The 12,764-nt window shown below is 64.9% G+C and carries 11 protein-coding genes; 7 read left to right on the forward strand and 4 right to left on the reverse strand.

Going from position 1 to position 12,764, the window contains the following annotated elements; translation table 11 throughout:
* Positions 1–4: 4 nt before the first annotated feature.
* The 4 genes from R2N16_RS03930 to R2N16_RS03945 form a co-directional block, all read right to left on the reverse strand.
* Positions 5–1,219: a cell division protein ZipA C-terminal FtsZ-binding domain-containing protein gene (locus R2N16_RS03930; protein WP_316664267.1), complete on the reverse strand. Its 1,215-nt coding sequence runs from the start codon at positions 1,217–1,219 to the stop codon at positions 5–7.
* Positions 1,220–4,735 carry a chromosome segregation protein SMC gene (gene smc, locus R2N16_RS03935; protein ID WP_316664268.1) on the reverse strand — a complete coding sequence of 1,172 codons (3,516 nt, stop codon included), beginning with the start codon at positions 4,733–4,735 and terminating at the stop codon, positions 1,220–1,222.
* A gap of 252 nt (positions 4,736–4,987) precedes the next feature.
* Positions 4,988–6,034: an alpha/beta fold hydrolase gene (locus R2N16_RS03940; protein WP_316664269.1), complete on the reverse strand. Its 1,047-nt coding sequence runs from the start codon at positions 6,032–6,034 to the stop codon at positions 4,988–4,990.
* A gap of 37 nt (positions 6,035–6,071) precedes the next feature.
* Entirely contained in the window at positions 6,072–7,001 is a 930-nt protein-coding gene (locus R2N16_RS03945; RefSeq protein WP_316664270.1) for a DMT family transporter, read from the reverse strand.
* A gap of 151 nt (positions 7,002–7,152) precedes the next feature.
* On the opposite strand from R2N16_RS03945, the gene dapC reads away from it, so the two are divergent.
* Genes dapC through prmB form a run of 7 tightly spaced genes read left to right on the forward strand, consistent with a single transcriptional unit; the run spans position 7,153 to position 12,686 of the window.
* The gene (gene dapC, locus R2N16_RS03950) at positions 7,153–8,352 is read left to right on the forward strand and encodes a succinyldiaminopimelate transaminase (RefSeq protein ID WP_316664835.1); all 1,200 of its coding nucleotides are present in this window, start codon (positions 7,153–7,155) and stop codon (positions 8,350–8,352) included.
* Between the two features lie 46 nt (positions 8,353–8,398).
* Positions 8,399–9,226, forward strand: coding sequence for a 2,3,4,5-tetrahydropyridine-2,6-dicarboxylate N-succinyltransferase (dapD, locus tag R2N16_RS03955; protein ID WP_316664271.1), 828 nt, complete (start codon positions 8,399–8,401; stop codon positions 9,224–9,226).
* A gap of 60 nt (positions 9,227–9,286) precedes the next feature.
* Positions 9,287–9,700 carry a hypothetical protein gene (locus R2N16_RS03960; protein WP_316664272.1) on the forward strand — a complete coding sequence of 138 codons (414 nt, stop codon included), beginning with the start codon at positions 9,287–9,289 and terminating at the stop codon, positions 9,698–9,700.
* A gap of 14 nt (positions 9,701–9,714) precedes the next feature.
* Positions 9,715–10,059, forward strand: a complete 345-nt coding sequence (locus R2N16_RS03965) for an arsenate reductase (protein ID WP_316664273.1) — start codon at positions 9,715–9,717, stop codon at positions 10,057–10,059.
* Positions 10,060–10,084: 25 nt separating this feature from the next.
* Positions 10,085–11,236, forward strand: coding sequence for a succinyl-diaminopimelate desuccinylase (gene dapE / locus R2N16_RS03970; RefSeq protein ID WP_316664274.1), 1,152 nt, complete (start codon positions 10,085–10,087; stop codon positions 11,234–11,236).
* Positions 11,237–11,247: 11 nt separating this feature from the next.
* Positions 11,248–11,766 carry a class IV adenylate cyclase gene (locus tag R2N16_RS03975; RefSeq protein WP_316664275.1) on the forward strand — a complete coding sequence of 173 codons (519 nt, stop codon included), beginning with the start codon at positions 11,248–11,250 and terminating at the stop codon, positions 11,764–11,766.
* Between the two features lie 17 nt (positions 11,767–11,783).
* Positions 11,784–12,686, forward strand: coding sequence for a 50S ribosomal protein L3 N(5)-glutamine methyltransferase (gene prmB / locus R2N16_RS03980; RefSeq protein ID WP_316664276.1), 903 nt, complete (start codon positions 11,784–11,786; stop codon positions 12,684–12,686).
* Positions 12,687–12,764: the final 78 nt, after the last annotated feature.

Genomic DNA, 12,764 nt, shown 5'->3' on the forward strand with positions numbered 1-12,764 from the left:
TCGGTCAGTGGCTGAACAAGCGCACCGCGGTGCTGGAACCGGCCGGGATGCCGCGCGATTCGAGCTTGTCATACAGCACCCGCAGATGCTTCTGGATGGCGACGAACGATTGCTCCGTCAGCGGACGCAGGTTGTCATCCACCACCTGTGCACCCATGCGTTGCGACAGCGTGTAGGCGTATTCGCACACCAGCTTGAACGGCTTGCTTGCCTCTTCCGCCACCGGCACATCGAGCAACAGCGTGATCTGGCGGCCGGCCTTGACGGTCAGGTCATCGCGCAGGAAATTGGTATCGCCAAACTGCAGCGTGAACAGTGCGCGTTGCACACCGTCAGCCCCCGCATGGAAGCGCGTAAAGCGTGTGCCGTCGCGCGAGAGCACGAGGCCGTCCTGCGTGGCCACCGTCTGCACGTACGCTGCCGACCACGGAGCCCCATCGGAGATCACGCTCACGCCCAGTTGCACATCGCACTCGGCGGCAAACGCATCGAGTTCGCGCGCATTGGAGATCGTCTCGTTCATGTCCGGCAATTCCGGCACGGCATCGGCCGCTTCCGACAGCGGATCGATCGCGTTGATGAACTCCGAGAACTCCAGCGCATTCAGCGGGCCCGTGCGGTTGGCCAGTTGCACGGCCACTTGCAGGTCGAGGTAGCGCTGACCGGCGCGGATGGCTTCCCACGCATTGGCGGCGGGGTTCAAACCTTCCACGTGGATCTGCTTGGTGCCTGCGCGGCGCAGCTTGGCCAGCGCCGGCAGCAGACGGTCACCCGACACTTCACGATCCGGGTGCAGCGGCACGATGCAATCGATCAGCGGATCGATCACGCCATTGGCCGGCTCCAGCGAACCCGGCGCGGGTTCGGCAATGTCTTCGGTCTCGGCGGTTTCGAGCGCGGCCTCGTCGCCCGAGGGCGTGAGTTCGGCACCGATCACGCCGGCTTCGGTTTCGGCGCTGCCCGTGGCGGGTGTGTGTGCCTTCGCCGAGAAACCGGGCTCAAGCCGCGGTTCGACACGGCTGGCTTCGTCGCGCTCGCCACCGAGGGCGGGTTCGGCGCGCTCGGTCCAACCCTCGCCGCGCGGGGTCTCGTCGACAGGCGGGTTATATGCCTCGGGGCGGCGTGCCTTGCGGATCTGCCACTGGTTGTACGCAACGATCACCAGCACAAACACCACGCCGGCGCCCAGCAGGGCCATCACCAGGTTGTTGTCCTGCATTTATGCTGCCTCCGCCATGGTCAGTGCGGCATCCATATCCACCGCCACGATCCGGGACACACCTTGTTCCTGCATGGTCACACCGATGAGCTGTTGCGCCATTTCCATCGCAATCTTGTTGTGAGAAATAAAAACGAATTGGGTCTTGTCGGACATGCGCTTGACCATGTTGGCGTAGCGCTCGGTGTTCGCGTCGTCCAGCGGCGCGTCCACCTCGTCGAGCAAGCAGAACGGGGCTGGGTTCAACTGGAACATCGCAAACACCAGCGCAATCGCGGTCAGCGCTTTCTCGCCGCCCGAGAGCAGGTGGATGGTCGAGTTCTTCTTGCCCGGCGGCTGCGCCATCACCTGCACGCCCGCGTCGAGAATTTCTTCGCCGGTCATCATCAGCTTGGCCTGGCCGCCACCGAACAGCGTCGGGAACAGCTCGCCAAAGTGATAGTTGACCTGGTCGAACGTGCCTTGCAGCAACGCACGCGTTTCCTGGTCGATCTTGCGGATGGCGTCTTCCAGCGTGGTGATGGCGTCGGTCAAATCGGCCGATTGCGCATCGAGGAAGCCCTTGCGCTCGCGCGCCGCAGCCAGCTCGTCGAGCGCGGCCATGTTAACCGGGCCGAGCGCGTTGATGGCGTTGTTGATGCGCGTGACTTCACCTTGCAGGTACGAAGGCTTCAGGTCGCCGGTCAGGCGTTCGGCCAGCGCGGCTTCGTCCACATTGGCAGCGGTGAGCTGCTCGGTGAACTGCTCCTGGTTCAGGCGGGCTGCCTGTTCCTTCAACTGCAGCTCGGTAATGCGATCGCGCAGCGGTTGCTGGGCGCGTTCGGCAGTCAGGCGTTGCTCGTCATGCGTGCGCAGTTGCGCGGTCAGCGCATCCAGTTCTGTGCGTGCCAGGCCAAGTTTCTCTTCTTTCTCGGCGCGGCGCTCCAGCGCTTCCTGCAGGCCAGTATGGGCGGTCTGCTCGTTGATGGTTTCCAGCTCGGCGCGCGCGTTCTCCAGCGTCAGCACGATCTGCTGCGCCTGATCGCTCGCCACCTGGATGTTGCGCTTCAGTTCTGCAATGCGGTTCTGCAGATTGCGCTCTGCAAAGTGCGCTTCCTGTGCGCCGCGCTCCTGATCGCGCAAGGCGTTGCGCGCGTCGCTCAGGCGAACTTCGAGCGCCTCGAACGCCTGCTGGTTGTCTTCAAAGCGCGCCTGCATGTCGGCGAGTGCTGCGTCGTGCTGCTCGAATGTCGCTTCGGATTCCGCACGGATGGCACGCTGCTCTTCGATCTGCGCGCGAATCTCTTCCAATTCGCTGTCGATCTGGCCGCTACGCGCGTTGTAGCGCTCCATTGCCTGCGACAGCTTGAGCACGTCCATCTGCAGCACGTGCACGCGGCGCGTGGCCTGCTCGGCGCGGGCGCGCACCTGCGTGAGCGTTTGGCTGGCCTGGCTGTACGCCGCTTCAGCGCGCACGGCAGCGCTCTTGGCTTCGTCCGCCAGCAACATCTGCGCACGCACCTGCTTCTGCAGGTTCTCGATTTCCTGGGCGCGGGCCAGCATACCGGCCTGTTCGGAATCGGGCGCGTACAACTGCACCGATGACCGGCCGATCAAGTGCCCGGCCTTGACGACAAACGTGCCGCCTTCCGGCAGCGTCTGGCGCGCGGCAAGCGCAGCCTGCATGTCGTCGGCGATATAGACGTCGGCCAGCCAGTCTTGCAGCACGGCGCGAATGCCCGGCTCCGTCACTTGCACCAGCGACATCAGCGGACGCAACCCGGCCGGCGCTTCCACCGGCCGTGCTGCCGGCGGCGGCGCATAGAAGGCGAGCTTGGCGGGCGGAGCATCGGCAGCAAACGCCTTGATCCAATCGAGGTTAGAGACTTCCAGCGCGCCGAGCTTTTCGCGCAACACGGCTTCGAGTGCGGGCTCCCAGCCCTGCTCGATCTGCAGCTTCTTCCAGAAACGCGGCAGCTCGTTCAGTTCATGCTTGGCCAGCCACGGCTGGACCTTGCCGTCGGTCTGCACGCTTTCCTGCAACTGCTTGAGCGCGGCAAGGCGGGCTTCGAGGCTGGCGATGGCGGCGGCTTCCGATTGCACACGGTCTTGCGCGGCACGACGTGCCTCGTCGAGTTGCGGTACCTGTGTCTCGGCGTCTTCCAGCGCGGCCTGCGCTTCGGCCAGCACCTCCTCCTGTTCAGCCAGTTCGGCACGCAGCGTTTCAAGCTGCACGTCGTCCGGCTTGTCGAGGCCGGAGGACTCCTGCGTCAGACGTTCGCGGCGCTGGTCGAGCTGCAGCAGAGCCTGGTCGGCATTGCGCTGGTGCGCGGCTTCGAGCTTGAGCGCCTGTTCCGATTGCAGGATCGCAGCGCGCTGATCGTTCAGCGCGGTCTGCGCGTCGCGCCATTGCGCTTCCATGCCGGGGAGTTCGTCGGCTTTGCGCGCAACGTCCTCGGCGGCCTGCGCGGCCCGCTCCTCGGCCATGGCGAGTTCTTCCTCGGCCGCGGCAAGGTCTTCCTGCGCCTGCTCGCCCTGCGCATGCCACTGCTCTTGCTGCGCGGTCAGCGTGGCAATCTGCTGCTGGATGCGGTTGCGCGATTCCACCACGTAGCGGATCTCCGCCTCCAGGCGGCTGACCTCGGAGTTGGCTTCGTACAGCGCGCCCTGCGCAGCGTGCATCGCATCGGACGACGCGTAATGGGCAACGCGCATCGTTTCGAGTTCGGCCTCGATATGGCGCAACTGCGCGGTCTGCGCTTCAAGGTCGATCTGCGCCTGTTCGATGGCGCGCTGATGGCGCTCCTGCTCGCCTTGCGCCTCACGCTTGCGCAGCAGCCACAGCAGGTGCTGCTTCTCTTCGCCGTCGGCCTGCAGGGCCTGGAAGCGCTGTGCAACTTCGGCCTGGCCTTCAAGTTTTTCGAGGTTGGCGCCCAGTTCCCGCAGGATGTCTTCCACGCGCGTAAGGTTTTCGCGCGTATCGGAGAGGCGGTTTTCGGTTTCGCGGCGGCGTTCCTTGTACTTGGATACGCCCGCGGCTTCTTCCAGGAAGATGCGCATGTCATCGGGCTTGGCCTCGATGATGCGCGAGATCATCCCCTGCCCGATGATGGCGTAGGCACGCGGCCCAAGGCCCGTGCCGAGGAAGATGTCCTGGATGTCGCGGCGGCGCACCGCCTGGTTGTTGATGAAGTACGACGAAGTGCCGTCGCGGCTCAGTACGCGCTTGACCGCCACCTCTGCGTACTGGCTCCACTGGCCGGCGGCGCGGCCTTCGGCGTTGTCGAACACGAGTTCGACGCTGGCCCGGCCAGCCGGCTTGCGCTGGGTCGAGCCGTTGAAGATGACGTCCTGCATCGATTCGCCGCGGAGTTCTGCGGCGCGTGATTCACCGAGCACCCAGCGCACGGCATCGATGATGTTGGATTTACCGCAACCGTTCGGGCCAACGATGCCGACGAGCTGGCCAGGAACGTGGAAATTGGTCGGATCGACGAAAGACTTGAAGCCTGCGAGCTTGATCGAAGAGAGGCGCACGTTGTGTTCGTCTCGAAGGGATCAGAAAAGGGGGGATAAAGCGGGCGCCCCAGGAACGCGCCTTTGTCGTCACGTCAACGCCGTGCGGCGCGGACTGGCAAGGCACGCCCCAGGGGCGCGGATGGCGTCATCATACCATTCGCTCCCCGGGCACCCGCCAATCAAATCGCTACAAAAATGGACGAAATTTGCGGCATGGGAAGGCAAATTACTGCGGATTTGTAAGCAGTTTCACCTTCATGACAAATGGCGTCAGTCCGGACGGCGCGTGCGCGAACGTTCCGGAAGGGCGAGCCAGTCGAGCAGCGCATTGTGCAGCGCATCAGGATCCTGGATTTGTGGCGCATGGCCCGCATCCGGGAATTCCACCAGCGTGGCGCGCGGGATCGCCTTGGCCGCTGCCCGACCAAGCTCGGGGTAATGGCCAAGCTGTGCACGTGCTTCCGGCGATGCGGTGTCCTTGCCGATGGCGGTGGTGTCTTTCTGGCCGATGAGCAGCAGCGTCCAGGGTCGCAACTGACCGAACTCATAGACGACGGGCTGCGTGTAGATCATGTCGTACAGCAGTGCGGAATTCCACGCCACCAGATCGCGACCCGGGCCGCGGTACATGCCGGCCAGCATCTGCACCCACGGCTCGTATTGCGCGCGCCATTGCCCGGCGTAGTACGTGAACTGCTCGTAGGCACGGATACGCTCGGCGCTCGTCTGCTTCTCACGCGCGAACCACTGGTCGACGGTCATGGACGGCACGCCCTTGGCCTTCCAGTCTTCCAGGCCAATCGGATTGATCATCACCAGCCGCGACACCGCTTTCGGATACATCAGCGCGTAGCGCGCCGCCAGCATGCCGCCCGTCGAATGGCCAATCACAATGGCCTGCTCGACCCCTAGCGAGGCCAACAACGCATGCGTGTTGCTGGCCAGTTGCTGGAACGTGTACTGGTACGCGCGCGGCTTGCTCGATTTGCAGAAACCGATCTGATCCGGAGCGATCACGCGGTAGCCGGCAGCCGTCAGCGCGGCGATCGTGCCTTCCCAGGTCGCCGCGCAGAAGTTCTTGCCGTGCAGCAGCACCGCCACCTGCCCATTGGGCTGCTTGGGCGCAACGTCCAGGTACGCCATCTCCAGCGCATTGCCCTGCGACTCGAACGTGAAGAGCTTGACCGGAGCCGGGTAATCGAAGCCCTCCAGGCGCGGGCCATACGCGGGGCCGGTTTCTGCGGCAGCGGCGTGCAGGGCCGCAGCGGCCATCGACAGCGCAACCGTCAGCGCCATGGAAATCGAACGAAGCGACATCGGCAACTCCTCGGTTGGTTGGCGAAACGCCGGCAGCCTATTTGCGCCGCGACAGCCCCGACAGTGCACCCGCCAGGATGATGCAGGCGCCGCCCAGCATTTCCTGGGAGGATAGGCGCTCCGCCGTCAGCAGCGCCGAAGATACCGCCGCCACCACGATTTCGAAGAGCATCAGCAGCGCCGCGCGATTGGCCGGCAAGCGTTGCAGGCCGCGCTGCACCATCGCATTGCCGCCCACGAGCACGCACGCCATGCCCGCCAGCAGCAGCCACGTGCCGCCTTGCGAAAAGGCCGCAGGCGCTGCGTGCACGCCATCGAACAACAGCGCGGCGGGAAAACCCACCAGTGCGCAGCCCGTGAAGACGACCACGGTGCGCATCTCCGGGCGCATGGTCGGATGACGCTGCCCCGCCAAGCGGGACAGCACGTTGTTGCACGCAAAAGCGAGCCCTGCAACCAGCCCTGCCCATTCCGCCGCCGAACCCGGCCACGGCGTGCCGGCCTCGCCCGACCACAGCATCATCACCGCGCCCGACAGCGCCAGCGCGAGCAGCACACCGCCACGCCTGCCGAGCTGCTCATGCAGCCACAGGCGCGCCAGCAAGGCCGTCCACACGGGAGTGAGATAGAACAGGAGCAGCACCCGCATGACCGTGCCGTGCACCGTGCCCCAGACGAACCCCGCGTTGGTGACACCCGCCGCAATCCCGAGCGCCGGGATCACCCAGGACCACTGGAACGTCGAAAAGTGACGGCGCAGCACTACGGCAGCCAGCACGGCCGCAGCCGCACCCGTCATCGACGAGGCCAACATGCTGCCAAGCCCCCAGCCGGCCAGCAGGCGGTACGGATACCAGGAAATGCCCCAGACCGAGGCGCCCAGAAGGATGAACAGCGCGGCCGCCCATTGCGGCTCGTGATGGGTGGCGCTATCCGTTGAGGGCGCCGAAGAAGCAATCGTTGTCATGTGATCAATAAAAAACGGCGGGAATCCGCCGCTTGCTGCAATGTCTGAGGTGACCGATCACGCGACCAACACACGTTGGCCGTATAATTTCGGGCTTCCCGGCAAGCGCCGAGCTTGCCCGCTGACCAGCCCACCACCGCCGCCCAACACCGTGAATCCGCGCCTGTCCGCCCTGCAGCCGTATCCGTTCGAGAAACTGAAAGCGCTCGTCAAGGACGTGACGCCCAGCGCCGCCCATACGCCGATCAGCTTCGGCATCGGCGAGCCCAAGCACCCGACGCCGGCCCTGGTGAAAGACGCGCTGACGGCCGCGCTTGGCGGGCTGGCGAATTATCCCACGACGCTTGGTTCCGATGCACTGCGACAGTGCATCGCCGCATGGCTGGAGCGCCGCTACGGCTTGCCGAAGGTCGACCCGGGCACCGAAGTCATCCCGGTCAATGGCTCGCGCGAGGCGCTGTTCTCGTTCGCGCAGACCATGATTGACGGCAGCAAGCCCGGCGCCCGCGTGCTGTGCCCGAACCCGTTCTACCAAATCTACGAAGGCTCGGCTCTGCTGGCCGGCGCCACGCCGCTGTTCGCCAATAGCGACCCGGCGCGCAACTACGCGCCAGATTTCGCCGCGCTCACGCCGGAAGAATGGCGCAACGTGCAACTCGTCTTCGTGTGCAGCCCCGGCAACCCGACCGGCGCCGTCCTGACGCTCGAAGACTGGAAGCAGCTCTTCGCGCTGTCGGACGAATACGGCTTCATCATTGCGTCCGACGAGTGCTATTCCGAGATCTATTTCGACGAGGCCAACCCGCCGCTGGGCGCCCTGCAGGCCGCGCACCAGTTGGGCCGCGGCTTTGACCGCCTGGTGATGTTCTCCAGCCTGTCCAAGCGCTCCAACGTGCCGGGCATGCGCTCCGGTTTCGTGGCCGGCGACGCCAAGCTGCTCAAGGCCTATCTGCTGTATCGCACGTATCACGGCAGCGCGATGAGCCCGTCGGTGCAATCCGCTAGCATCGCGGCGTGGAACGACGAGGCCCACGTGCGCGAGAACCGCGCGCAATACGTCAAGAAATTCCAGCAAGTCACGCCGATGCTGGCCGAGGTGCTGGACGTTGCCCTGCCCGACGCGGCCTTTTACTTGTGGGCCAACGTCAAGCGCACGGGTCTGTCGGACACCGAATTTGCGCGCCAGCTGCTGGCTGCCAAGAACGTCGCCGTGCTGCCGGGCAGCTACCTCGCCCGCGAGGCGCACGGCACGAATCCGGGCCAGGGCTACGTGCGTATCGCTCTGGTGGCGGGCGTGGACGAATGCCTGGAAGGCGCGCGCCGCATCGTCGAATTCTGCCAGCAACGCTGATCCGTAATTTTTCTCTTCTGTTTCCTCTCCGAGAGCCAACAAGACCATGACGCAACAACTGCAATCCCTGATCGATCAAGCGTGGGAAGACCGCGCCAACCTGTCGCCCAAGGCCGCTCCGGCCGATGTCCGTGAAGCCGTCGCCAACGTGATCGGCCAGCTCGATCGTGGCGCGCTGCGCGTGGCTGAAAAGCAAAACGGCGAATGGATCGTCAATCAGTGGATCAAGAAGGCGGTGCTGCTGTCGTTCCGCCTGGAAGACAACGCCCCGATGGCTGCCGGTGGCTTCACGCAGTTCTACGACAAGGTGCCGAGCAAGTTCGCCAACTACACGGCAGAAGACTTCGCCAACGGCGGTTTCCGCGTAGTACCGCCGGCTGTGGCGCGCCGTGGCTCGTTCATCGCCAAGAACGCCGTGCTGATGCCATCGTACGTGAACATCGGCGCCTATGTGGATGAAGGCACGATGGTTGACACGTGGGCCACCGTCGGTTCGTGCGCACAGATCGGCAAGAACGTTCACCTGTCGGGCGGCGTCGGCATCGGCGGCGTGCTGGAGCCGCTGCAGGCCAACCCGGTCATCATCGAAGACAACTGCTTCATCGGCGCGCGTTCGGAAGTGGTGGAAGGCGTGATCGTTGAGGAAAACTCGGTGATCTCGATGGGCGTGTACCTGGGCCAGTCGACCAAGATCTACGACCGCGAAACCGGCGAAGTCAGCTACGGCCGCATCCCGGCGGGCTCGGTGGTGGTGGCGGGCAACCTGCCGTCGAAGGACGGCACGCACAGCCTGTACTGCGCCGTGATCGTCAAGAAGGTCGACGCCAAGACGCGCGCCAAGGTCGGCCTGAACGAGCTGCTGCGCGGCGATTAAGCACCAGTGCAAGGCATGCCTGCTAGTCTTGCAGGCGTGCCAACCACTTGAAGCGCAGCCATGTCCGAACGCAATGCCACCGGCACCCGCTTCGGCAAGCTGCGCCAACGCATCATGGGTCTTGATCCAAACACCATCGGTACTGTCTTGTCGCTGCTGCCCACCATCCTGGAGCAGGCGAACAAGACCATCGACAAGTTCAAGAACCGCAAGAAAACCGGCAACGAACCGGCGCGCGCAGAAGGTGCCGTGCCCGACCCGAATACACGCATCGCCGAGCTTGAAGCGGCGATCCTGCAGCAAGCCGAATCCGTCAAGCTGCTGGCCGAGCAGCACGCCATCACCATCGACGCCCTGCGCGATGAAGCCGCGCGGCTGGAGCGCCGCCTCAAGCGCATGACGTGGCTGGCGTCCATTGGCCTCGCACTGGCCGCCGCTGCGCTTGCACTCGCCCTGCAAGCCTCTCGACACTGATTGCCAATCCCACCATGACGACCCTGCATGGCATCCCCAATTGCGACACCGTGAAGAAAGCCCGCACGTGGCTCGAATCGAACGGCGTTGCCTACACCTTTCACGATTTCAAGAAGCAAGGCGTGAGCGCCGACATGCTGGCCGGCTGGCTCAAGCATGTGCCGCTCGCCACGCTGCTCAACCGCAAGGGCACCACGTGGCGTGCACTGTCCGATGCCGACAAGGCCCGTGCCGAAGACGAAGCCGGCGCGATTGCACTGATGCAGGCCAACCCGTCGCTGATCAAGCGTCCGGTGCTGGTGCACGGCAAGCGCGTCAACGTCGGCTTTTCGGCAGACCAGTACGCCACCCTGTTCTAACAATAACGACAACATCGCCACCGTCATGCTGCCCACGCTTGCCCTGACTGAAGACCTGATCCGCCGCCGCTCCGTCACGCCCGAAGACAAGGGCTGCCAGGACGTGCTGATCGAACGCCTGACCGCTGCCGGCTTCGAATGCGAAACCGTGGTCAGCGGCCCGGACCACTTTCGAGTGACCAACCTGTGGGCCGTCAAGCGCGGCCGCGCCGGCACCGAAGGCAAGCTGCTCGTTTTCGCGGGCCACACCGATGTGGTGCCCACCGGCCCCGTCGAGCAATGGCACTCTGACCCGTTCGAACCCACGCACCGCGACGGCAAGCTCTACGCACGCGGCGCGGCAGACATGAAGACCTCCATCGCCGGCTTCGTGGTCGCATCAGAAGAATTCGTCGCAAAGCATCCGGACCACGCCGGCTCGATCGGCTTCCTGATCACCAGCGACGAAGAGGGCCCCGCCCACGACGGCACCGTCAAGGTGTGCGACCTGCTGCGCGCACGCGGCGAGCGCCTCGACTACTGCGTGGTCGGCGAGCCGACCTCCGTATCGACACTCGGCGACATGGTGAAGAACGGGCGACGCGGTTCGCTGTCGGGCAAGCTCACGATCAACGGGGTGCAGGGTCACATCGCCTATCCGCATCTGGCCAAGAACCCGATCCACCTGGCTGCCCCTGCACTGGCCGAGCTGGCTGCCGCCAAATGGGACGACGGCAACCAGTACTTCCCGCCGACCACGTGGCAGATGTCGAACATCCACGGCGGCACGGGCGCGACAAACATCATTCCCGGCCACGTCACGATCGACTTCAACTTCCGCTTTTCGACCGCGAGCACGCCCGACGGTCTCAAGGCGCGCGTGCACAGCATTCTCGATGCGCACGGCCTCGACTACACGCTCGACTGGACGCTGGGCGGCGAGCCCTTCCTGACCGAGCGCGGCGACCTGTCACAAGCCCTCTGCGCCGCCATCCAGGCCGAGTGCGGCGTGACCACCGAGCTGTCGACCACCGGCGGCACGTCGGACGGCCGCTTCATCGCCAAGATCTGCCCGCAGGTGATTGAGTTCGGGCCGCCGAACGCAAGCATCCACAAGATCGACGAACACGTGGAGGTGGCCTTTATCGAGCCGCTGAAGAACGTGTATCGCCGCGTCTTGGAAACCTTGATCGCCTGAGGTTGCCGCATATGGCGCGCAACGTCGAGATCAAGGCGCGTGCGCGCGATGTGGCGGCGCTCATTGAGCGCGCGGCTGCGATTGCGGATTCCGGCCCCGAACGCATCGACCAGGACGACACGTTCTTCGCCTGTGCAAACGGGCGCCTGAAGCTGCGGCAGTTCTCGCCCGAGCGCGGCGAGCTGATCCACTACTTCCGCGACAACAGCGCCGGCCCCCGTGTGTCGAACTACCACATCGTTCCGACCGGCTCGCCCGACGCCCTGCGCGACACGCTGGCCGGTGCCATCGGCACCGCCGGCCGCGTCATCAAGGTGCGCCAGCTCTATCTCGCCGGCCAGACGCGTATCCATGTGGATGCGGTCAAAGACCTCGGCAATTTCGTCGAACTCGAAGTCGTGCTGCTCGACGCGCAATCCGAAGACGACGGCGTGAAAATCGCCCAACAATTGATGCACTCCCTCGGCATTGCCGAATCCGACCTGCTCGACGTGGCCTACGTCGACCTGCTCGCAGCCACCCAACGCTGAGCCATATCACGTCCCCCATGACCACCCCTACCCTGCCCGCCTCCCACCCGTTCACTACGGTGCGCGACCTGCTGCGCTACGCCGTGTCGCGCTTCACCGCCGCCGGCCTCGTCTTCGGCCACGGCAGCGAGAACGCCTACGATGAAGCCGCTTACCTGATCCTGCACACGCTGCATCTGCCGATCGACACGCTGGAGCCGTTCATGGATGCACGCCTGCTGCCCGAAGAGGTGGCCGCTGTGCTCAAGGTGATCGAACGCCGCGCCGTCGACCGCGTGCCCGCGGCGTACATCACGCACGAAGCGTTCATGCATGGCATGCGCTTCTACGTGGACGAGCGCGTGATCGTGCCGCGCAGCTTCATCGGGGAGTTGCTGGAAGACGGGCTGGAACCGTGGCTTGACCAGGAGGATGGCCCCACCGACGTGCTGGAGCTGTGCACCGGTTCAGGCTGCCTGGCGATCCTGGCTGCGCTGCAATGGCCCAACGCGACCATCGACGCGGTGGACCTGTCGCCAGATGCACTGGTGGTGGCCAATCGCAATGTTGCCGACTACCACCTGGAAAACCGCATCCGCCTGCATGAGGGCGACCTGTATGCGCCGCTGCCGGCGGGCGTGCATTACGACGTGATCCTGACGAACCCGCCGTACGTGAACGAGACCTCGATGCAGGCGCTGCCACCCGAGTACCGCGCCGAGCCGCGCATGGCGCTGGCGGGCGGCAACGACGGCATGGACATCGTGCGCCGCATCCTGGCCGATGCGCCGCGCCATCTCAAACCGCACGGCGTGCTGGTGGTGGAAATTGGCAACGAGCGGGAAAACGTGGAGGCCGCCTTCCCGGATCTCGACCTGATCTGGCTGCCAACCAGCGCCGGCGAAGACCAGGTGTTCCTGGTCACGCGCGAGGCGCTTTAAGCGCACGGGGTTGCGCACGCGACGCGCTGCGTTCGGAACCCGGGATGTGGCGCTCGGAACCCGGTGATCCGGGTTTAA

Source organism: Ralstonia psammae (assembly GCF_958405935.1).
Taxonomy (GTDB): Bacteria; Pseudomonadota; Gammaproteobacteria; order Burkholderiales; family Burkholderiaceae; genus Ralstonia; species Ralstonia psammae.

What these genes read in the sequence shown, in the direction of transcription:
- dapD (WP_316664271.1), top strand. Translation starts at nt 8,399, where the DNA reads ATGACGCAACAACTGCAATCCCTGATCGATCAAGCGTGGGAAGACCGC.
- R2N16_RS03965 (WP_316664273.1), top strand. Translation starts at nt 9,715, where the DNA reads ATGACGACCCTGCATGGCATCCCCAATTGCGACACCGTGAAGAAAGCC.
- R2N16_RS03930 (WP_316664267.1), bottom strand. Translation starts at nt 1,219, where the DNA reads ATGCAGGACAACAACCTGGTGATGGCCCTGCTGGGCGCCGGCGTGGTG.
- R2N16_RS03975 (WP_316664275.1), top strand. Translation starts at nt 11,248, where the DNA reads ATGGCGCGCAACGTCGAGATCAAGGCGCGTGCGCGCGATGTGGCGGCG.
- prmB (WP_316664276.1), top strand. Translation starts at nt 11,784, where the DNA reads ATGACCACCCCTACCCTGCCCGCCTCCCACCCGTTCACTACGGTGCGC.
- R2N16_RS03960 (WP_316664272.1), top strand. Translation starts at nt 9,287, where the DNA reads ATGTCCGAACGCAATGCCACCGGCACCCGCTTCGGCAAGCTGCGCCAA.
- dapE (WP_316664274.1), top strand. Translation starts at nt 10,085, where the DNA reads ATGCTGCCCACGCTTGCCCTGACTGAAGACCTGATCCGCCGCCGCTCC.
- R2N16_RS03940 (WP_316664269.1), bottom strand. Translation starts at nt 6,034, where the DNA reads ATGTCGCTTCGTTCGATTTCCATGGCGCTGACGGTTGCGCTGTCGATG.
- R2N16_RS03945 (WP_316664270.1), bottom strand. Translation starts at nt 7,001, where the DNA reads ATGACAACGATTGCTTCTTCGGCGCCCTCAACGGATAGCGCCACCCAT.